Raw genomic sequence first — 21795 nt, 5'->3', positions numbered from 1 at the left:
GATTAATTCGGTACCAACCGCTGCATAATCTCCTCTGGCACCTTACCCAAGAAATAATCTTCGATCAGATCCCAAAATTGCATAGTATCGACCTGGTTCTCAAATATATATTTCAACATTTCAACAGAGAGTCGATGCCGTTGGTGAACGTTCTCTAGAATATAATTTCGATAACGCCCTGGATTATTTACACTACGTTCCAGATGCATTCTTGAGTTAATCCGAATATAGATTTCAGGATTATCCCCACCATTAATACGGTACATAAGGAGCCCTAGCGATTCCATCAGACCTAAATAGATGAAACGCTTCTCTTGCTCACTCCCGAACAACTTAGGTAAATATACATCTCGTTCTTGTTCACTAACCTTAATAGACATTGGCTGTCGAAGTACATGACTCGTCTCCTGCATGATCCAGTCTGTAAAGCCTGCATAACCGCTGCCAAGAAGATGATACTTGTCTCGCGACTCATCAAATGCAAGGAATCTATTATAGAAATTACTATTCTGACGCATCAAGCGGTCATAGGTATAGCAGGTATCCAGTATAACTTCAGCCATCATCTGTGCAGCATACTTGCTGCCACCTATGGACGAGCGAACTTCTGTTGCAAATTCTTCTATATTGAAATACGCCTTCGTCTTAGCATATCGGCCGAGGATCGCATTGATTCGTTCTACCCAGGACTTCACCTGATTCTGAAACACATTTTCGTTTTCAGCTTGTAGATGTAACTGAACCTGCATTACGGGTGTGATACATCCCTTAAAAGGTAGTTTCACCCGATTCTCTGCACTATAGAACTGGTATTTAAATTCAGCAAAAGACATGTTCTGATACTTATCCTGCCATATTCCCTTGAGATCCACTTGATAAATAGACCGATGCTGCTTTCCCTCGCCAAATTTATGTTGCAACGTGAAATATTGATTGTATAACGGGAACACTTTATCTTCTGCCTCAAATGGAACAATAAAATACTCCTTAGCAAAGATACTTCGAGGGCGCGCAATAATCGGCGAATAGGTCAACTTGGCTTGGAAGTCTTTCTCGATAATTAGTAGAGCTGTCTTGATTTTATTATCGAAGTTATCATTCTCCTGGCTGCTTCCCTCATTAAAGATATAACGAAACTCATCAGCACTAACAAGTAAGTTACGGACATTCTTACCCTTTTGCTCATCTAGTATAGATAGAATCTTCTGCATAACCTGTAGAAGCTGCCCTTTGCGAATCGTCGAAATCCCATGCAGGCGCTGAACATGCACAAAATCCTGAGGAAGAAAATCAAAATAAGCGTATCCTTGATCTAACGCACGTGCCGCACGACCAATCTCCTGAACATAATCACACACATTCCCTGTTGGAGCGAAATGATATACATTCTGTATATCAGGAATATCGATCCCCATCCCAAATGCTTTGGTCGCAAGCATGATCAATGCATCATTCTGTTTGAATCGCAGATAGTTCTCGTGCTTCAATTCTTTCTCTAGTGGCCCATAATAAATAGACAAGTTTGCCTTTGCTGCTTCACTTCCATAAATACGAACAAATTCTTTAAAATCAAGAATTGCCCTTACTGTTGGAAAATAAACAAGCGTCTTAGACTTTCCTTGAACAAATCTCTCTACACGGTTCAAGAGTAGCTTGTTCTTATCCATGAGATACTCCTTGAAGCGCTTATCATAATCTAACTTGCGTTGGATTTTAATTTCTAAATCATCCCGTCGTACATATCCAAAATAGCTTATTGGGCTAATCAAATTCAAACTATCACGCGTCTCAACATACATATCTTCAACACCACCATATATGGCTGTTGCTGTGAATGTTGCGATCGGGAAATTTTTCTCTTTGCGGAGCTTCGATAAATATGTCCCTAAATACCAATAATCTGAACGGAACGCTTTGCCCCATGTGGTGACAATATGTGCTTCATCGATGACAAACAATCCTACTTCGCGCTCCCCGATCAATTGCGTAATATCTGAACGACTAAGCAACGTTTCAGGAGAAATGTATAATATTGAGACCCTACCGTCTTGAATACGATTTCGAATCTCCATTTTCTCTACGGGACTAATCTCCGAGTTGATCGTTGCAGACATATGTACTTGGTTAGCATGCAGACCTTGCACTTGGTCATTCATCAGACCAATTAGCGGAGATATAACAATTGTCATTAGATTATACTTCTCTGCCATATAGATTGCTGGCACTTGGAACATAACCGATTTACCTGCACCCGTAGGAGAAGTTACGAATAGATCTCGATAATCTTCACCTGCTTTTGCTTTCAGTGCCTCCTGGACGATATCGTCAACAATCTGGGCTTGTGATATCTCTGTTATGCTCTTATCCCCAAGCCCGCTTCTAAGATTGCTATACATTTTGAGGGTTCTGAAGTTCGAGTATCCCCAATAACGTTGTAGCACTGATACATATGGGGTATCGTCTATATTTGCTTTTAGTACAGTCTGTTTCATGATCAAGTAGAACTTATAATCATTATTGTATAGAGTCTGCAATGCAAGTAACCGCTCATAGTATCGATGTGGTATTGTACTTAATTCACCTGAAGCAGCAATATAGATATCACCATGTGGAATATGAGCATTCATGATGTCCCATTCTAATAGCAGAAAAGCATCTTCATCCTCCGACAACTCGACATGGGGATTCACTTCCTCTTCAAGAAGTATCGTAGGCAACGTCTCTACCCCATGTGGATATAACGGTATATCATCTTCTCCTGACTCCGGATAAGTGACAAATACATAAGTACCGAGCTGCTTAACACTCCCATAATAACGATATATTAAGCTGATCTCATCTTCTTCATTATCTTTCATATCTAAATCTGCATCACTCAACAAATCCCATATTCGTTCAGTTGCATCAATACGGTATACAGTAGGGAATGTACGATGGAACAAATTGTTACGAATGACTCTAATCGTATAGTAGAGTTGCAATAATTCTTCTCCGAACAGAAGATATTCTTCGAAAGTGCACCATGAAAACTCTGTTGATCTCACTCTGCTAAACAATTGGGGAATAAGCGTCGGTTTAAGATGATCTAACTCTTGAATCGAAATCGTCGTTGGTGCATCTATTAATTTATAATCTTGAATCTGCTGGAAATTCTCATTATTAAATCCTTTAAACACGAATAGAAAAGGCTTTGTTGTCGATTGTGAGGCTGCAATCTGTTTGCAATATGTTAATATATTCATTGCTAATTCATCTCCTTAAGATATCCAAACCCACTTTTCGATGTCTCGAGTAGCTCTTAATTTCCTTAATGCCTTTGCTTCGATTTGTCGAATTCGTTCACGTGTAACCCCTAATACTTTACCTACTTCTTCTAAAGTACGGGGCCGTCCGTCATGTAAACCAAAACGAAATTCGAGAATAACTTGTTCGCGTTCCGTTAATCGTTTTTCTAACAAGTGTTCGATGTTATCATGTAGAATGTTATGTTCAGTAAGTTCAAATGGATCTTTGAACTCCATCGGCATAGATACGAATACTTCTAATGGATCGTTGGGAACAAAATCGCCTAGTTCTGTGTCACCCTCTTCACTAATCCCTACGTGTTGATTTAGCGAAGTAAATGATAAATAGCGGTGTTCCGCTAGCTTCGCATCGAGATACTGTTGCTCCGTGATTTCTAGCTCTTCACAAATATGTTTAGTGACTATCGGATTATCCTGGTTGTCTATATAAGTAGCTTCCGTTTTCTTGATCTTTCGAATCCGCTCAATAAGATGAACTGGAACTCTAACAGTGGTTCCATAATTCATCATTGACCGAATCACTCGTTGCCTAATCCAATGTGTAGCGTATGTAGAAAATGTACCGCCAATGGAGGTATCAAATCGTTCAATAGCATCCATCAATCCAAAAACACCCTCTTGATGCAAATCTTCATCCGTCATGCTATGGCTCATGTACTTTCTGTGCTTATTCACAATGGAATGAACAAGGCTCATATTGGCAACCACGATAATTTGCTTTATCAAGGGATTATGACTACGGCTATATTCATCCAACATATAATCATTCATTTGGTAGGATGTTGAATATGATTCGTTCGTGTCTTCTATAAATGGTTGCTTAGGTTCAAGAGGTTGGTCCAATATATCATCAATGTCGTCGAACTTTATCGCCTTCTTATTAACTGAACTTTCTTGATGATACTCGTGTGATGAAGAATTCATTATCTTATTATCCTCAATCATACTTACTTCGAGATCTACATCGATATATCGATACCGATGTACCTTCAAGAATTCCAATACTTCCTCCGGCTCCACGGAATGAGCTAATGACTGCTCAATCATGCGTTGTGCATAAGACAATTTGATAGAATGCTTATTTGGAAAAGCAACAATAAACCATTGAAGTAAATCCATTTCTGAAGCAAGAATCATATATTCCACACCTTCCAGTTTTCGAATGTGCATTGATATAGTTAATCTCACTGATAATATTAACGTATATCTGTGACAGCCGACTGTCACCGAATGGATGTTCTTATTATTTACAACACATCAGAACTACCTGTCCTCTTTATTAAAAATTCGAGGTGTATAACTTTATTCCTACCTTTATAGGAATTTAGCCTCTTAACTTCATTCTACAATACTGCATCGACAACCGCCTGTCATAAATACCCATTCGCCTTATTCTTTTTAGAATTCTAAAAGATACGTATGTATGGTATGGGTGAGGACATAAGTCTACCATCTAAACGAAGATTAATCTCATGAAACTAGAAAAGAACGCGACGGCATATTTTCAAGAATGGGCAAGAAAATACTTTAGGGATAACAGGAAGGGAACAAGCACAGAATTATTTGGAATAATTGTAATTATTATTTCTTTGGATTTGGAGGTAATGCGAGTTGGCGAGTTTAGAAAAAAGAGGTAAACATTCTTGGAGATTAACCGTAAGCGTCGGAAGAGATGCAATAGGTAAAATATATACGTTGGTAAAACCGTTCATTGCCGCACTAAAAAGGAAGCTGAATTTGAACTTGCAAAATTCGAGATTGAAGTTCACGCCGGAACATACATCGCACCTGATAAAATGACGCTGCACGCTTTCGTCGACGAGTGGAGAGACAAGTATGCCTTACAGGAACTTGAAAAAAAGACATTATCCATTTACCTTCGAATTTTAAACAAACGAATCCTTCCCGCTATTGGGCATTTGCGATTAGATCAAGTTAAACCCTTGCATATCGCTTCCTTAATAAGTGAATTAAGTAAAGAAGGCAACAGACAAGACGGGAAGGATGGTAAGCTTTCTTCTGGAACGATACAGTACGTATATCGAGTATTGAAAAATATCTTTACAAGAGCTGTGGAGTGGCGAGTTATTAAATCTAATCCTGTTGCGGATGTTAAGTCGCCCAAAGTCGTGTATAAAGAAAGTGAAGTATACGATGAAGATGAAATTCAATTATTGTTTGAGGCTTTAGAAAAAGAAGCTTATCATTGGCGTATGATGATTACTCTTGCCTTAACCACCGGTCTTCGCCGCGGTGAATTGGTTGGACTTTGAGTGAAAAAACGTTGATTTGGAACAAGGTACGATCTATGTAAAACAAAGTATCTCAGATTTTATTAATGGTACTCCCGTTATTAAAGAACCCAAAACTAAAATGTCTACTCGGAAAATTAACCTGTCTGATGCGGTATGGGAAGAACTAAAAGAATACTACGCGTACTGCGTACAGGAATGGGATGAACTAGAGGAAACTAGAGATAACGATCATTTCTTTGTTTTCTGTAATCAGTACGGCAGAGCATTCTATCCTGAAAGCCCATATTTTTGGTTTCGCGGCTTCTTAACAAATTAAAATACATTAAATCCCATGATTTGCGACATACTTCTGCCACTTTACTCATCAACCAAGGCGTCCATGCCAAAATTATTTCCGAGCGTCTTGGACATGCCAACATCACGACAACCATGAATATTTACGGTCATGTGTTATCGAAGGCGGATAAACAAATAAATTCGATCAGATCATTCCATTCAAAAATCGCAAAGAAGCATAAGAACCCGAACGATATCTGTATCAATCGTTCGGGTTCTTATTTTAAGGACTATAACGTTCATTCAAAATCTGCCCTGTTTTAGGCTTATTTCTGATGTTTTCCGTTGATTTTGGTTCATTTGTGTTAAAGTTTTACACCAACTTTGCACCAATGGCTAAGAAATCACAGTTGTATTACTATTTTCAATCCACTGTTTCATTGGAAAAACCCTGTATTAATAAGGTTTTTCAGCAACTGTTTCATTGTCCCCATGCAAATAAGTTTACCGTCCCGCATCCTCCACCCTAAATCCCCCTCACCCTTACTCCCACAAGGCTTCCCACCCCTTCCTCCTCCCTGCCCCCTATTCCCTGAAGCAATTTAAGCTTGATGCAAAACCAGGAAAATGACCGAGTAAATCACAAAAAATCGATTAAAATCGGGGCTAAAAAAGCAAAATAAGTTTGAACTGAGAACAGGGAAAATCACAGGGACAGTTCTGGACTTAGGAAGAGATTGATCGGGAAAGAAATCGAGAAAAAGCCTGATATAGCAAGGGATTCGGGATGTTGAATCGAGTGAATACCTAGGAAAAGAGCAAGAAAAAAGCCGAGTGAGAATCAGGGAAGATGCCTGAAATTCGGTCGGCTTAGTGGCAAACTTATTTTGATGAGTGGCAGACTTTGTGAGATAGGTGCAGACTAATTTGGTTTTCTACATAGTAGGGATTATTTAAAATATTCTATATAATAACATTTTTTTCAATACATCTACGAATATGTTAGGTATGCAGAAAAATAAAATATATATCTTAATAATTATCTCCCAAAATTTAATTTATTAATGCTTTCATTTCTTCCATTAGGCCAGGGATATTAACCTTTGGGACTCTATTTGTATAATCATCATCCTTACAGTATTTGCGGATTATTTCATCAACTTTTTTAGATAAACCTTTATAGGATAATTCATATTCATAATCAGCATAAATCCTACGAAATGAAAAAAAAGGAATCTTCATTGTCTTACAATACTCTTCGTACTCCCAATAAAGGCCATATTTCGGATTGAGTGTTTTTCGTAAGATATAAACCTTTGTCTATGGCTTGTTGAATATTAATAGTAACAGAAAAAGGCTTTCCCTTATAACTCTCTAAATGTTCCTTCTTAATCCTCTCTAATTCTTTCCGAAACATCCCCAAGTAAAATGCCTGCTCTTCTATGTCTTTCACATCAGGAAGTCTTTCGAGTAGAATCTCAAGCTTATGGTACTTGTTTTCCAGCTGGTTTCTATTGTCAGATAATTTTTGCAATCCTAACTCATAACCTATTTGAACCTTACTTAGTTTAGCTTCTGCTTCTACTTTTAATTTCCTGAAAAGTTCCTTTGTTTTAGGGGATAGTGGATAAAGATTCTTATAGAATAGTAGTAAGATCACCCAAAATAATCATCAAAACCATCGAGTTTTTCTACTGATTTATCTGGATCAAATGTATTCCTTTCACGTTCGTAAAAAAGAGCCGCTCTCGCATCAACATTAAAGAATTTGCAATATCACTCGGGTTTATTAAATAAATAATAGCTGTAGCTGATACTTTTTCCTTTTTCCTATACAATCTAATAAAATCATGTACAATACATTCCTTTACACATGATAAATCAATCGAAATTAAATTGTCTCCCCTCTTAATATAATCATCAACTAATTTATCTATCATCATTACATTAATCTGTTCTTGAGCCGATATAACAGCGATTTCTTGTGCAAAGTGTTCCAACAATTTCTCCTGATCAAGTCACACTTAGAAAGATTTGTAACAGCAACAAGAAACATCTTGTGACTATCATATACTTTATCAATCACAAATCCATTTTCTCTATACACACCATCAAAATGAAATATGTTTTGAAAATGAGATGTCTGATATCGTACGTTTTCGTAATGATCCCAGCCAACCTTATTTCTGTAATTGGTTTGACTCGAGTATCTGATGTAGTTTCCCTTCTTCTCAAATATTATATCTTCAAAATCTTGATTTTGTTCACCTAAAATCTTCATTTCAAATATAATAATATATTTATCACGTATTAGATTAAAATCCTTTAATGAATCATCTACATTTTGTACAGTTCTTCTTGTCATATTCATTATTTTAATATTCTTACTGAATGAACTAAGATCTTGCTTTAATAAAATCTCTAACTCGTAATCGCAGTCGTTACCTTCGTAAATAGAATATTTACTGGGGTGTACCTCATTTATTTGATGCACCTCTGCATAATGTCTAATATTTTCCAAACTTTGTTTATTCCAAAGCACTTGTGATATTTTAATGGGTAAGTATCCTATAATACGATTATATTTGTTTTTAACCCTAACTCTTTCTGTCGAGTGCGTAGGATGCTCCAGTATAACGACCTCACCAATTGAGGGCATATCGAATTGATCAATTGATTCAACTTTAACAACAAGATTATGTAAAGTATTATTTATATGTCCTTTTTCTCACTTCTTTTCCGAACAACACTGTCTCCCTTTGGAATATTATCTATTACTGGGTCATTTTCATTCAAATAGGCCTTGATTTCCTCCAAAGGAAAATTTGAAAGGATTAACTCATAGTAAGAAACCAGTTCCCTTTTTTTCACTTTGGCTAACTCGTTTCTGTAATCGGTATTATTTTTTTTATACCACTTTCGAATAGTATCACTGTCAGCACAATCCCATTTTTTATAAAAATTCAAGAGATTTTCTGGACCAACGTCTATCTTATATTCACGTCGTCCAAAAATATAATACAAAATTTTCAGGAATTTCAATTGGCTCTTTTATTGGATAGACTTCCAATTTTGATAAATCTAGCCTCTCATAATGATTTATTTTTTTGCTTCGTTTTTTCCTCTCCATTTTTAACAAGATAATACATGATTCTTCTTCGAAAACAGATTTCAACGTATTTTGGAATGTCTCTGTATCGATGATTTCTGTTAAATTAATTAACATGATTGGCTTCATATCATTTACCGTCCTCATTTTCTTTCGCATACTCTATTCCATCGTTTACAGAGTTCTTTATTTTTTTCAATGCAACTCTCAATAATTATTTCTCTATTATATTTTTTTATTATAACCATATTAAAGAATTTCCGAAAAGGGGTGTTTCTCTATAAATAGCGATACGATCTCCTACCGATCATCATGGGGATTAGAGAGACAGGTAAGAACAACGAGTAAACGTCGCACTGGCAAGGGATTTGCAGGATCTTGGTAGGGTAAATGAATCGGGAAAGCATCGGAGAACAATGAAAAAAACCGAGGAAAGCGTTAATACCTGAATTTCGCTCGGCTCGGCAAACTTTTTAAGCTTCAGGCAGACTTTTAGATTTTATGTGAACTTTAATTGCTTTCTACACTTGTTTCTGCCATATAGATTTTTATTGAAAATTACGCTAAGTCAGAGAACTTTTCGTAATTCATCATGGTATATATCTCACCACTATCAATGTTTATGTATTTTTCGAGCTTATGAAGCGTCTCCAGCTTTGGAAGGTGCTTCCCATTCTCAATTTGTCTTACAGTTGATTCTGCTAATCCAGTAATAGATGCCAGTTTGCTTACTGACAGATTTCTTCTCTCTCTTGATCCTTTGATCATTGCACCAATTTCTTTGCTCATCCTGATGCTCACTCCTTATGTGGGTATTTATCCAATTTTATACTCTGTCTATTATGAAATGAAATGAATAATTGTACAGGCGGAATCTTAAAATACCTCTCAAGTAACAGGAAAAACAATTCAAACAGACAAAAAATGAGGAAAGACAGGAAAGAGCTTCTGCTTTTCACTCAGCTCGTAGATAAACTCGTGCAAAAAACAGCCCTTCAACCCGTAGTGTCAAACTCATTTTGCTTTTTTGCTACGTTTTGACCTGCAATTTCCTGATTGTAACCCCAAAATTAAGTTGTGTTATTGAGGAAACGGTGGAATGAGGGCAGGGAAAAACATAGGGAAAGTGCTGAGATTAGGAAGAGATTTATCAGGAAAGAAATCGAGGAAAAGCTTGATAGTTAAAGGGAATTCTGGGCGTTGAATTGAGTGAATGCTTGGGGAATAGAGCGAAAATAAGCCGAGCGAAGTTCAGTTATAGATACCTGAACTTCGTCGGTTTTGCGGTAAACTTATTTTGCTCAATTACAGACTTTGTAGGATAGGTGAAAACTGAAAGTTCTGCCTACAGTTCTGAGGAAGGGTTCTTCCATATCCCCTAAACCCGTAAATCCTATTACTTTGTAACCCACAAAAAATTCCTGTCCCAAAACTTACCCATCTCCAACACGCCCAAACCCCTTTCCCCACAGGGCTTCTCCTGCATTTCTGGGATAAAAATTCATGTCCCTTCATGTCAGGTTACAAGGGCGGAAAACTGGAAAAGAACTGGTTCAATTGTGAACGAAACGAGATAAAAATTCTTGTCCATAAAGGCAGGTTAAATGACAGGGGAAACAAGTTGACGAAAATTATAAAGGGCATTGAGACGGTTAATAGAAAAACAAACCGAGTGATAAACAGAATCCGAATGAACCTGTTATTACTCGGTTTTTCACTATCCAATCCGTTCTGTTCCCATCTCACCTCCCCCCGTCCCCTTTCCCTCCTACACAAAAGGCTTCACAGCCTCTCAACTCTCCACTCACTTTTTCACTCTAAATAAGTAAAGTCGTCATAAGAAACAGGGGGAAAATAGGGGCCAATCGGAATCAAAAAAGCAATTAAAGTCGTCCTACGGTGGAGGAAATACAGGCAACTTGGTGAAAGGGTTCTGAGAAAAGAATCGGGGAAACGGCCTGATTTATAAGGGGATTCGGGATTTTACATGATGTTAGAGCAGAAAAAGCCGAGGAAAAGCAGGAGGGAATACCTGAATTTCGCTCGGCTCGTAAGATGGCTTTTTATGCTTTAGTACGACTGTTTAAGCTTTGATATGACTGAAATTGCTTTCTACACCTGACCTTCATCTAATCACACTATTCCTCATCACGATGTTTCTCGAAAGCTTGCTTTACCAAGAACATGATATCCTCGATTTGATCAACGGAATCTATTCCAACTTCAACATCACCGTTGCCCCATCTCCCCAATTTGGTAACGTCTTTACAAATTCCTTTTGGATCATGGATTTCACTGAACTGCATATTAAGGCTAAGTCGTAGTCTGCTCTTTTGAGGAACAATATCAACAAAGTTCGTTGTCGTTTTGTATGCGATATATAATTTCTTAAATTCCTCTCGAACAGAACTATCCAAATTACAAATACGCTTTCTGAGTTCTTCAAATAGGTTTAAAATGTCCCCATGTAATTCAGAGTGATCTGCTATTGTATACGTTACAGATTGCGAGTCTTGCTGTGGGCTTCTATATCTGTCCAGAGTATCGGATGATAATTGCGGATACTCCCAAACCAAGAGAGCTTGATCTGCCAACACTTTTGCTCGCTTAGTAATCTCTTCTGCATTCCAAGCATCAAGTTTCCCAAGCCCTTTATTCAAACGTAAAGGACTGTCACCAAATCCCCCGTCCATGTCTCTCTTTTCCATAAATGGCTTATCACTTAGTTCTGAGTTATACCGAGTTAAGGTCAGATTGCCCAACGTATGTAGATAGGAATTATGCACTTCTTCCCAGTTTGGTCCAAGATCTTGTCTCCACTGCACCGAGAGATTATTATTCTGAGGCATAATATGCTCAATGGTGTAGGTTTCAATATCAATGATTTCCTTACGATTATGATTTTCAAGCTTTCTAAGTAGAAAGTTACGATTTCTAAAATTATATACGTCCTTGATAATAAGCCCCCTGGCAAACTCCTCATTGTTCGGGAGTCGCTTATAGGCATCCTTTAAGATAAAGGCGGCTTTAACACTTTCCAGGTAATTATCCTTATCAATTTCCTTATTGAACGTAGCAAAAGTTTTGTTTAGTGAATTTGTGGGAACTCCGCAAATGGCCCTGCGAAAAACATATGACTCAACCATTCTTAGTATAGATACAAATTCACTTTTCTGAAGCTTCTGCCCTACATAATCGTCATAAAGCTCTAACAATAGAGGATAAGCAACATCGACTTTTAAAGTATTAATATCGATTAGTACCTGATTAATCTCTTTATCAGCCTCGGTTTGAAACGACAATTTCACAAAGTATTTAGCATAGCGGTAAATGTCACCAACGATCTGTTCAATTGTACTTCCTTTTAAGTTATACACATAATCCTTGAAGCTTGAATAAACATCATTAATATTAGGAATTCGTCCTGTCTTCACAGTAAGGTAATCCCTCATGAATCGATCAAATAAGGTTGGGTCGTTTAGATTGCCAAAGCTTTTCTCCATCGGATACCAATAGTCAGTGTAAATTTCATTCTGTTCTTCTGGTTCCAGTTTCATTAAGACGTAATTCCGGATTAAATCAGCTTGTGTAAGATCCAAGCCAGTTGAGTTAAGGCTTTCAAATATCAACTGCGGATTATCATGGTCCCTATCTAATGCAATATCCACAACTATTAATTTAGAAATGCCACGGTAGAGTTTGTTTAAATCAATCCCACTCTTCTTTATTGCATCTAAGAAAAAGCTATAGTTCTCACTCACTCTTTTCGAATGCTCATCTGGCAAGTATTTATCTGATAAGAGATGAATTAAGGTGTTCTTATCACTTTTAGTAAGCACAAGTTTGTAGAACATCTCATTCTCTTCATCGTTATTCACCAAATAGTAGTTCATAATCTTCTTTCTTGTAATGTCATACGTTTGACCACTATCTTCAATAGCCTTCCCTAAAGCTAACAAAAACAATGTCAATGTAGTCATTCTCTGTTGACCGTCGATAACAAGGAGCTGAGGAACAGAAGATATTTGATAAAGCCCCTTTTCGATGTACACGATGGAACCCACGAAATGACCCTTTAATTGATCATCTTCGGCGGCTCTTACAATATCGTTCCATAGTTGGCGACATTGCTGAATCGTCCAACTATATTTCCTCTGATAGATCGGTATAACGAATTGTTTTGTCCCTTGCATAAATTTTAAGAAATTCGTTTCTTGAGCCTTCATTCCTTTAAGCCACCTTTCAACACATCACCTATAATTCATGATGACAGCCTATCCTTCATTTGTAAACACATGTACCTTCGTTCTCAACGATATGATCCAAATACATTTTTGTTGTTGGTAATCAATAAATATTATTAAAAAAGCCGAGCGAGATCAGGAGTATCGCCCGAAAATGAAAACTATTACTTTGCACAAACAAACTCGTATACCTATCCCCTACCCCCAACGCAAACTAATCCATCGAAAATCGCATAATCCATTTTGAGTTCCCTACTATATGTAACGAAAATAAAGTCGTATGGATCCTCCCCACGTTCTCCACTCTCCAAAAGCCCGCCGCTACGCCCTTTTCCACCTATTCACCCTGATTTGTCCGACAACTTGAGGAAATTAAAGTCGTATCGGGGAAAAGGAAGGGTCTATGGCTGAATGGAGGCTTGGGAAATGAAATTTAAAGTCGTATCTAAGGGACAGGAAGAAGACAGGGATAAAATCGGATATAGGGCACAGGAACAGCCTGAGTAAAAGATTGAGCAAAGCCTGGGTAAAAACCCGCTCCAACAACCGAAAGCCTTGAGTAGCCTGAGATTCTGAGATAAGATTCGAGAAGAACCCTGCATTTTCCTTCCCTTTCCCCTAATCCCAATCCCTTGAAACAAAAGAAAAGCCGAGCAAATGTCAGGAAATAATCCTGGATCAGCTCGACTCTAATACGACTTTTAATTGCTCGACACGAGTTTAAATTGCTCGATACGACTTTAATTTCATTGCACAACTTCAAGATAAGGTGTTCCGTCTGAAGCTCTTTTGAACGGGGCTGGGTTTCTGCTTAATTACGAATTCGGAATCCATTAATGAATCCCTGCTTTTGGTCAAAGCGGCGAAGGTTTTGGTCCCGTGAGTGCAGACATTTTTTTTAGTTTACCCTTTATCTCTCGTACTTCTTCTTCACTTAGTTTTAATGCATTATGTCTTCCACCATGTCTCAACAAAGTGTCCTTTTTTGAGACTGGGCATACTTCTGACCAAGGAATATGTAATTTTCCTACATCATGCCATAAATCAGCTACAATATATCCCCTTTTCAAGTGAAATTGCTTCTCTTTTTTACAGCTTTGTTCCTTCAGGCATTTTAATAAGGTCTTATCCTGACAGTTAAAAATTCTTCTACATTTCCAATTATTAATTTCATGGTCATCTTCTGGACTTTGAACATAAGTCTTCATTTCATATGAAATAGTTGTTAATATGCTTGGAATATTCCCTGTATTATTTTTAATGCATTCTATTTCATTCTTAACCTTAACAGAAGTATCACTTTTATGATTTGTTTTTATAATTTCCATCGGGTTTAAAATAGTTTTTGATTCTCTTATTAATGAGTTTTTTCGCTGTGGAAACTGAGCTGAAGCCTCGGCATAATTTAGTAATTTACCTACCCTCATTAACCCTTTAACAAAATATTTATTATTGGGATGCCTCCCCAAGAAGACTATGATACTGCCAATATCAACAGCATATCGAATATTAGGTCGACATACTCCCCAAGATGGGTATGGAAGACTAAAACAAGGGTCGTCCATTTTATCGACAACATCTTCTTTGTTAGTAGTATCTGCTATAAAAATACTGAGGTAGTGTTTACTCATTTTTATTCATCCCCCAATTATTAAATATCATCATTCCTCAACTGTCTATGTAACAGAAGAAGAACTAATTGGTAGAAGTTCCTATGGCATTTTTAAGCCTCCATAATACTCGGATTTTTTTCTTTAATTATTCCGAAAAGACACGTTTTCAGAATAAAAATACGTATGACACAACCAGTTTCCTGCATTGCCCAAGCTTCTCCCTCGTATGTAACCATATTTTCTTTGACTGTCATGAAGTAGCGTCTTCAATGTTTCCCCAAAATTGATCCTTTTTCAATAACGACTGCCATGCCTTTTCAGGTGTTAGCGGCGTTTTTATTGAAGCATACACTTGAGATGCTTCTTCTATAAACAATTTCTTTACTTCTTCTTCATTAATGGGAACTCGCTTTTCTTTTAATAGAACAATACGCTTTATAATGCCAGGGGCAATAAACGTATTGGGTTCTCTTGGATCAAAAGCTCTCGCATCAAGGTCAGGCTTCCCATTCATAAATCCAGCATTGTTTGGTCCATTTAAGTCGAGATATAAGACATTTAAGTACGATCGAAGAGATAGTTCGTACTTTTTCAATTTATAAAGATGTTCTGCCATTCGAAGTGTAGTATTGCGATATAATCCCCACTGATTGTTATTTCCGTGTTCAATCAGCTCATCCATTAGTAAATGCCACTCAATGTCACTACCACTCGGTTCTTTTCCCCAAGCTTTATTTAATGAAACTTTCATGACCTCGTACTTTTGAATCTCCCTCTTCATATCATCATACGTTCCATTTTCTTTCGCCCATGCAATATCAATATTCTCAGCTTGTTGCTCGGTAACAACCACACGTACTTTTTCTTTTTCGTTTCTAAACGGAAGGGTACGAACATAAACGTTTTGTTGACATAGAGGACAAGCTCTTTTGCGGGACAGTGGCTTCTCAAACTTGCTATGACAATACGGGCATTCTGCATCTTCTAAGAGCGTCATTCCCGGCTCCAAAGAATGTTCTTTTGTTGAAGACTGTTTTTCGAGGACATCTACAGAATTATTTACTGAAAAAAGATTTTTAATGGTTTGAAAAAGTTTCATTTATTCATCTCATTCCATTTTCTTTTAGAATAGCATTAAGCTTTGTTGGCATTAAGCCAACAAAGCTCATTAGTCTTTCAATACCAACTTACCAGTGAGTAGATATTATTATTTCTCTAAACTTTAATTGGAACATCTATCCTTGCTTTCGCTACACATTCTCCACTTTTTATAATATAACACTCAACATAATGATCTCCTCTAAAGGAAGTGGGTTCAAAATGCGTCAGCTCGTCTGTTCGTTCAATTTGTCCTCGGATACAGTCCTGTTCTAATGCCACGATCCCCGATTTTTCACTTTCCAATATACTCGGAAAGGTTCAGGAGCATTTGTTTGTGCTTCAAAATATAAGTTGTGACCAGGAAGAAGAGGCTCGTAGGATGACTTTTTATGCTTTAGTACGACTATTTAGGCTTTGAGATGACTTTAATTGCTATTTACAATTCTACTCCTCTACAATTGTCGTCTCTTCTGATTAGTTGACTCGCACTTATATTTTTCGCAAAGCTCTATTACAGCAAGATTTCCTTTTGTATGTGGTTCCCCCTTAAAATAATTTATCACTTTACCATTTATTTTATCATTTCTATGTCTCAATAAACCTTTTATTTCTCTTAAACTCATATTAACTATATGCTTTATTTCATCATAATTAATACGATAATCCTCATGTCGAGGTAAATAAAGAGGATGCTGACTAAGATATTCCCTAAAAAATTTATGTAAAGGATGTTGTCCATATAATAGTTGCTTCTTCAACCCTTTATTTTCAATTAAAAAATTAATAATCTCATGAGTTGACGTATAGTAGTAAGGATTTGTTGTCATATACTTCTCTATTGCATCACCATATAAACCATCTATATATTCATAATATGGTTTTTTATTACTGAGAATATCTTGAAACTCCTGACACAATATTTTATCATCGACATTTTTAACACTTGTTGTTCTAAACTTTTTAGTCTCATCGAATAAATAATCTATATGCCTTCTTAGCAGTGGAAGTTCAGCATTTAATAAACACTTAATTTCTTCTGGTAGTTTTATATTTATGATATGTTCACTTATTGACTGCGGAACCTTTTTATCATTTCGCCAATATTTATCTAATATCTCATCCAGTTCAATGTTAATATGATGAATACCCTTATGTACCTGTCTCGCTATATGATCAGGTATATCCAACTCTCTTTGAAAATGTGTTCTTCCAAGACTATTTTTTTGTCCGCTCTTGATATCTTTAAGTATGAATTCATATCGTAGCGACTTCCCACAAAGGCATGTAACACCTTTTATAACTTCTCCATGATCAATAAAACCGTCAAAAATAAACCTATCTGTGCCTTTGTAAGATGCTAATACATTAGCAAAATACGACTGTTGGGATAATCTTGAAAAGATATGAAGGGCATTCCGCTGAGCTTTCGATAATGAACGAATGATTCCTCGTCGTTCTTCAGCCGTAAAATACATTCTTATGTCTCCTCTCGATACAAGTAAAACAATGTATGCTCACAATAGTGCTAATTGGAACTACGAACGTATTATATTATCAACTTTTTCATTTGTATAGGCATATAAAAGACACTTTTTTTCACACGCTAATGTCTGAAAAAGATGGCGAAAAATCGAACAAATATGAAAGTATACACAATGTAATAGTAGTGCAAGAGCATTTTTTGAAGAATTAACAAAGATAAATTATATTGTGGAATGTTATATCATTTACAATGGTAATGTTATAGGTTAGGAACTAAATAAACGTTCCTATCTCAACAAATGCTTAATACTAAAGGGCAACCGTGAGGGGCTTTCTTCATCATCTTTTCCCTTCCACTACTCTATTTGATTACCCATAATGCAGTTCTCTATGACAATTCGGGCATACAGCAACAGCATTATCCACTGTATCTTCGCCACCATCTGCTAAGCGTTTCTTGTGATGCACTTCCAAAAAGGGAGTTCCGTTAGATGCCCTAATAAAAGGAGCTGGACTTTTGCATTTTTCGCAAATACCATTAGCTCTTACAAGCACCTCTGCAATTACATCAGAATTACGTTTGAAAATTCTTGTAGTAGTCTCATATGTTTCAGGTATAAGTGTGGTTCTATTTTCTAACCGTTGCCGTCTCTCTTCACTTCCATCCGCCAATGATTCTTGGACTTCTCTGTTAAGTTCATCATGATAATCATCCCGAACATTTAATCCTTCGAGACTCTCTACAATCAAGTCAAAATGTTCTCTTTTGAGCTCCAGCAACGTTCCCCTATGGTTCTGTATAACCTGGCAATCACTCAAATCATTCATTTCTTTCATAGAGTCCAGATCCAGGAATACATTAAAATCTCTTGTTTTCTGGAAATCAACTATTATTTCATTATCCTGTTCATACTTATCAATTACCTGGCATATCGCTGTAATTGCCTTAATATCACCTGTTTCATAAGCAAGTACAAGATCTCCAACCTGGATGTTCTTAAAACAACCTTCGTTCTTTCGTTTGCCCCCATTAGGGTTTATATTGGAATACGACTGACGGCTACCCACCTTAACGATAGAAAACGCCCAATTATAACCTTTGGTATCGACATTTAACCAGAAATAGTTTGGCTCCCCCCGCCTGTACTCTGGTAGAATTCGATACTCACCTTTTCCAACTCGCTCAAAATATATTTTATACGTCGGGCTATGTGTATTTTCCGTTGCATTTGAAAGGATGACTCTCATATGATTTTCACTTGCTTTTATTCCATTCCTATTACAAAAATCCTTAACTTTTTTAAAAGTTATTGGCTCGATAATCTCCCCGTTCACAACGGCTTTTACGATTTCATTGCCTAATCCTTCTTCTCCATGCTTCGCCACTTTATCACCCCAAGCTTTTCTCTCGATTATACATCTATTCACAATACCTTATAACAGCATTATTAAGTGATTGAATACTTTCATATGAATATCTGAAACTTTTATACCCTCTATCGCAACTAAATGCTTTGGACTTATACCACAAGTTACATCATCAACGTGTACAACACTGATCTAACAATAATCTGCCTTAGTCTTATTAAAATGTTCTTCCTGTTACCTTTATTTTCATCTAATAACTCAAAAGGTTATTACTTATGGGTTTCCTGCCCCCTCTTCCTCCAAAGAAAAAAAAGAGAAAAAAGTTTTCTCCTTTTTTCGCCCCTACTATGTTCATAATGAATAAACTCATGATAAAAAACAGCCCTTCAACCCGCATTCCACCGTTTCCTCAATAAATAAACTCTTGCTACAAAGCATTCATTTCCCCGATTTTATCACGTCTTTATTCGATTTTTGTCACGAGTTTATTTGTAATGTCACGGCTTTATTAAGGGGTTACAACTTCCCTCACCAACACCGCCACACTCTCCACATGTGTGGGTTGCGTAAAATGGACAAACATGATGTGGCAGTATTCGCTTAGATTAATACTACTCATCGTTCATTTGCTATATTATTATCTTGCAGATCATCAAATAATTTCACTTACTTAGATCATAAAAACAATTCCATTAATATAAGTAGGCCATTAAGCGATAAAGCAAATACAATAATAAGTAAACAAACAATTAACATTTGAAGAAATCTTTTGTAAAAAAAATTTGGATAGACATATTTCTTACCTGTCCTTGTATAGATTACAGGTACAAATCTAAACCAACTCCAAACACTTGGCAAAAAATATTTTTTTAACCATGTAATCTCAAAAGGAATTACTATTCCACATAATCTCCAATAATTAAAATAATTAAGAATTAAAAAGTGTGTTTTAATAAGTTTCAAACCAAATAAACTTAAGTTTTTCTTGATAATTGTCCCATATTCAATATCACTAATTTCTACATCAAATTCATCCCATTCTCCAAAAGTCCCATTTGGAAATACTATTTCATCAACTAACTCTATTTTACCGCTTTTTACTTTTGTACTTTCAAAATTAACAGTTCTTATTCTAATACTATTATTATAAAAAGTTATTTGGCCAACAATCTTTCTTATGGTGTCATCTGTACTATTTTTAATAAAAATCTTTCTTTGCAGTAGTTTATTTCCATCATTATCAAGTATTCCGTCCTCACTAATAATAGTCTGGATAGGATAGTTTGAACTGGATTCAAAATTGTTTTTTTGTGGACCATAATGCTCGTCATATAATTCATTAAATTTACTATTACTTTTAAGAAGTAGTAGGTATGTAGATATTATAATAACAAACAAACTTATGATACTTGCCATACCTAGTAATGTTATTTGTTTAATATTACTGAAAATTGCCGATAAGTTATAGAAAGCGTACATTGCAAACAAAATACTTAACAACATCAAAATTTTTTTCTTATTTGAGAAATATATTTTTCTGCCGGTACCTTTTGTTCTTTCAATTAATTTACTGATATTTTTTTCATGATTTTTCTTAAATGCTTTAAGCTTCTCAACAGTATATATGTTTTCATGATCGTCAATTTCTTTATGATGTGGACTACAAAGTAAAATCAAATTATCGTATTTATTCCTTTCTTCTTTTGATAAATTTGATTTCCCCCGCGGTCCATTTTCCTCCTCAGCTACAATATGGCACTCTTCTCCAATAACTGAGAAATGATTATCCCCTACTTCATTTACCGATTTGATTAGTAAAGTATTGCAGTTGGGAAATGCGCATTTGTTTACGGATTGCCCCCACAATATTTTTCTGTCTTTAGTTGAAATTGCCATAATCAACCTCGCGTATTAAAAACTCAATAACTAAATTTTTAGTTATTGGACTATTTTTTATCAGTGGGTTATTTATTGTCTACATCCCTAATAATTAACGCGATATTTTCACATGCGTGGGTTGCGTAAGATGGACAAGCTCAGGATGTAACAGTTTTCGCTTAAATAGTCTAGCCATCAAATTTATTGTTATAAATTTTCTCGGAAAAACAACTATTCACAGAAAGTTAGCTAGTTATTACTTAGGTTGAAAATTTCCTGATGGGCAATTTGAGTTAAGTCCTTTATCTCTCATTTTACAAATATAGGTAATGCTTTGTTTAGATAATCCAACGCTTTCATCTGCATTGAGTTGTCCTTACACAGAAAAAACAATTCACTATGCAATTGTCAAATTGATTTTTGCCAAATCTATCGTTTCATGTTTCCTTTTATAAATCTCTTCGGCACATTCAATATAAGAAATCGCATTATTAATATTAATTTGCTTATCTCTAATATTAGCCATTAAATGATAGGCATTTCCCAAGTGAAAGTTAACTTGTGCATTTTCAACTGGATTGTCAGCTAATGTAAATATTGAGTGTGCTTCTTTCAATGCTTCAATTGCCAAGTTAAGATCATTTTCATGATTTGATAGTTCAGCTTGTCGTATGTAATTGTGTGCCAATATCTTTGATGTATGCCCATAGTCAATTGGCCACCTATATTTGGTTCCGTTTTGAAACGCATTCCTGCGTGAGTCTGTGCTGCGACTGACTCCTGAAATAACTCGTGATATTCTCGCTCGATCCGCTCATGTTAATCTCCCTATGGTCTTCCATACAAAAAAGAAGGCTAATCCACCGCCTTCCATACAACTATCATAAACTAATTATTCCTTATTTTTCAATCACATTACTTACCGACACTAAATGATATAAACGAAACAAGATATTATCCAACCGCTTTAATCAAAAATTGTTCCGGGACCTGCTTTTGTAGAGAGACGGTGCGCCGTTTTTCCCTTGCATCTAGAGTCTCTTCAAATTATTCCGACATCGCACTTTTTAATTGACTGCTCGTACTTCTCCCAATACGCATTAAATTGATCTTTCGTGTCTATCACTCCCATATTTACATTTGGACATTGTAAATTGCTATACC

Annotated in this window: 18 protein-coding genes and 1 pseudogene; 3 read left to right on the top strand and 16 right to left on the bottom strand. The window is 36.2% G+C overall.

Going from position 1 to position 21795, the window contains the following annotated elements:
* Nucleotides 1–2: 2 nt before the first annotated feature.
* Both ACFQZR_RS19785 and ACFQZR_RS19780 read right to left on the bottom strand, forming a co-directional pair.
* Nucleotides 3–3242 (bottom strand): DEAD/DEAH box helicase, encoded by a 3240-nt coding sequence (locus tag ACFQZR_RS19785; protein WP_379349101.1) that lies wholly within the window; start codon nucleotides 3240–3242, stop codon nucleotides 3–5.
* A 15-nt stretch (nucleotides 3243–3257) separates the two neighbouring features.
* Nucleotides 3258–4424, bottom strand: a complete 1167-nt coding sequence (locus tag ACFQZR_RS19780) for a sigma-70 family RNA polymerase sigma factor (RefSeq protein ID WP_379349099.1) — start codon at nucleotides 4422–4424, stop codon at nucleotides 3258–3260.
* Nucleotides 4425–5101: 677 nt separating this feature from the next.
* Here ACFQZR_RS19780 and ACFQZR_RS19775 point away from each other — a divergent pair.
* The 3 genes from ACFQZR_RS19775 to ACFQZR_RS19765 are packed head-to-tail and all read left to right on the top strand — an operon-like array spanning nucleotide 5102 to nucleotide 6160.
* A complete protein-coding gene (locus ACFQZR_RS19775; protein ID WP_379349097.1) occupies nucleotides 5102–5578 on the top strand; it encodes a site-specific integrase in 477 nt (158 codons plus the stop codon).
* A 16-nt stretch (nucleotides 5579–5594) separates the two neighbouring features.
* Nucleotides 5595–5876 carry a hypothetical protein gene (locus ACFQZR_RS19770; RefSeq protein WP_379349095.1) on the top strand — a complete coding sequence of 94 codons (282 nt, stop codon included), beginning with the start codon at nucleotides 5595–5597 and terminating at the stop codon, nucleotides 5874–5876.
* Nucleotides 5849–6160: a tyrosine-type recombinase/integrase gene (locus tag ACFQZR_RS19765; RefSeq protein ID WP_379349093.1), complete on the top strand. Its 312-nt coding sequence runs from the start codon at nucleotides 5849–5851 to the stop codon at nucleotides 6158–6160. The genes ACFQZR_RS19770 and ACFQZR_RS19765 overlap by 28 nt, the downstream gene beginning before the upstream one ends.
* Before the next feature lie 922 nt (nucleotides 6161–7082).
* Here the strand turns inward: ACFQZR_RS19765 and ACFQZR_RS19760 are convergent.
* From ACFQZR_RS19760 to ACFQZR_RS19695, 14 genes and pseudogenes are all read right to left on the bottom strand, one after another.
* Nucleotides 7083–7496 (bottom strand): hypothetical protein, encoded by a 414-nt coding sequence (locus tag ACFQZR_RS19760; RefSeq protein WP_379349091.1) that lies wholly within the window; start codon nucleotides 7494–7496, stop codon nucleotides 7083–7085.
* Nucleotides 7497–7778: 282 nt separating this feature from the next.
* Nucleotides 7779–8495, bottom strand: coding sequence for a hypothetical protein (locus ACFQZR_RS19755; protein WP_379349089.1), 717 nt, complete (start codon nucleotides 8493–8495; stop codon nucleotides 7779–7781).
* 53 nt (nucleotides 8496–8548) lie between these two features.
* Entirely contained in the window at nucleotides 8549–8860 is a 312-nt protein-coding gene (locus ACFQZR_RS19750) for a hypothetical protein (protein WP_379349087.1), read from the bottom strand.
* Nucleotides 8835–9062, bottom strand: coding sequence for a hypothetical protein (locus ACFQZR_RS19745; protein ID WP_379349085.1), 228 nt, complete (start codon nucleotides 9060–9062; stop codon nucleotides 8835–8837). The genes ACFQZR_RS19750 and ACFQZR_RS19745 overlap by 26 nt, the downstream gene beginning before the upstream one ends.
* A gap of 441 nt (nucleotides 9063–9503) precedes the next feature.
* Nucleotides 9504–9734, bottom strand: a complete 231-nt coding sequence (locus ACFQZR_RS19740) for a helix-turn-helix domain-containing protein (RefSeq protein ID WP_379349083.1) — start codon at nucleotides 9732–9734, stop codon at nucleotides 9504–9506.
* 1349 nt (nucleotides 9735–11083) lie between these two features.
* Entirely contained in the window at nucleotides 11084–13171 is a 2088-nt protein-coding gene (locus ACFQZR_RS19735) for a GmrSD restriction endonuclease domain-containing protein (protein WP_379349081.1), read from the bottom strand.
* An 872-nt stretch (nucleotides 13172–14043) separates the two neighbouring features.
* Nucleotides 14044–14820, bottom strand: coding sequence for a hypothetical protein (locus tag ACFQZR_RS19730; RefSeq protein WP_379349079.1), 777 nt, complete (start codon nucleotides 14818–14820; stop codon nucleotides 14044–14046).
* 92 nt (nucleotides 14821–14912) lie between these two features.
* Entirely contained in the window at nucleotides 14913–15056 is a 144-nt protein-coding gene (locus ACFQZR_RS19725) for a hypothetical protein (protein WP_379349077.1), read from the bottom strand.
* Complete coding sequence (locus ACFQZR_RS19720; RefSeq protein WP_379349075.1) at nucleotides 15053–15901, bottom strand: hypothetical protein; 849 nt, start codon at nucleotides 15899–15901, stop codon at nucleotides 15053–15055. The genes ACFQZR_RS19725 and ACFQZR_RS19720 overlap by 4 nt, the downstream gene beginning before the upstream one ends.
* 116 nt (nucleotides 15902–16017) lie before the next feature.
* Nucleotides 16018–16310, bottom strand: a pseudogene (locus tag ACFQZR_RS19715) (nucleotide-binding domain-containing protein).
* A gap of 45 nt (nucleotides 16311–16355) precedes the next feature.
* Entirely contained in the window at nucleotides 16356–17378 is a 1023-nt protein-coding gene (locus tag ACFQZR_RS19710; RefSeq protein WP_379349073.1) for a hypothetical protein, read from the bottom strand.
* A 376-nt stretch (nucleotides 17379–17754) separates the two neighbouring features.
* On the bottom strand, nucleotides 17755–18771 hold the full coding sequence (locus ACFQZR_RS19705) for an HNH endonuclease (RefSeq protein WP_379349071.1): 1017 nt from the start codon (nucleotides 18769–18771) through the stop codon (nucleotides 17755–17757).
* Between the two features lie 657 nt (nucleotides 18772–19428).
* Nucleotides 19429–20649 carry a hypothetical protein gene (locus tag ACFQZR_RS19700; protein ID WP_379349069.1) on the bottom strand — a complete coding sequence of 407 codons (1221 nt, stop codon included), beginning with the start codon at nucleotides 20647–20649 and terminating at the stop codon, nucleotides 19429–19431.
* Nucleotides 20650–21028: 379 nt separating this feature from the next.
* Nucleotides 21029–21262: a hypothetical protein gene (locus tag ACFQZR_RS19695; protein ID WP_379349067.1), complete on the bottom strand. Its 234-nt coding sequence runs from the start codon at nucleotides 21260–21262 to the stop codon at nucleotides 21029–21031.
* Nucleotides 21263–21795: the final 533 nt, after the last annotated feature.

Source organism: Paenibacillus sp. GCM10027629 (assembly GCF_042676425.1).
In the GTDB taxonomy this organism is placed as follows: domain Bacteria; phylum Bacillota; class Bacilli; order Paenibacillales; family Paenibacillaceae; genus Paenibacillus_K; species Paenibacillus_K terrigena.
The sequence above is the reverse complement of the archived record's forward strand: the minus strand, read 5'-3'. Positions and strand labels throughout refer to the sequence as shown.

Excerpts from the sequence above, each read along its gene's own strand:
- ACFQZR_RS19785 (WP_379349101.1), bottom strand. The coding sequence starts at position 3,242 with ATGAATATATTAACATATTGCAAACAGATTGCAGCCTCACAATCGACA.
- ACFQZR_RS19780 (WP_379349099.1), bottom strand. The coding sequence starts at position 4,424 with ATGGATTTACTTCAATGGTTTATTGTTGCTTTTCCAAATAAGCATTCT.
- ACFQZR_RS19775 (WP_379349097.1), top strand. The coding sequence starts at position 5,102 with ATGACGCTGCACGCTTTCGTCGACGAGTGGAGAGACAAGTATGCCTTA.
- ACFQZR_RS19755 (WP_379349089.1), bottom strand. The coding sequence starts at position 8,495 with ATGCCCTCAATTGGTGAGGTCGTTATACTGGAGCATCCTACGCACTCG.
- ACFQZR_RS19745 (WP_379349085.1), bottom strand. The coding sequence starts at position 9,062 with ATGTTAATTAATTTAACAGAAATCATCGATACAGAGACATTCCAAAAT.
- ACFQZR_RS19740 (WP_379349083.1), bottom strand. The coding sequence starts at position 9,734 with ATGAGCAAAGAAATTGGTGCAATGATCAAAGGATCAAGAGAGAGAAGA.
- ACFQZR_RS19735 (WP_379349081.1), bottom strand. The coding sequence starts at position 13,171 with ATGAAGGCTCAAGAAACGAATTTCTTAAAATTTATGCAAGGGACAAAA.
- ACFQZR_RS19730 (WP_379349079.1), bottom strand. The coding sequence starts at position 14,820 with ATGAGTAAACACTACCTCAGTATTTTTATAGCAGATACTACTAACAAA.
- ACFQZR_RS19725 (WP_379349077.1), bottom strand. The coding sequence starts at position 15,056 with ATGACAGTCAAAGAAAATATGGTTACATACGAGGGAGAAGCTTGGGCA.
- ACFQZR_RS19720 (WP_379349075.1), bottom strand. The coding sequence starts at position 15,901 with ATGAAACTTTTTCAAACCATTAAAAATCTTTTTTCAGTAAATAATTCT.
- ACFQZR_RS19710 (WP_379349073.1), bottom strand. The coding sequence starts at position 17,378 with ATGTATTTTACGGCTGAAGAACGACGAGGAATCATTCGTTCATTATCG.
- ACFQZR_RS19700 (WP_379349069.1), bottom strand. The coding sequence starts at position 20,649 with ATGGCAATTTCAACTAAAGACAGAAAAATATTGTGGGGGCAATCCGTA.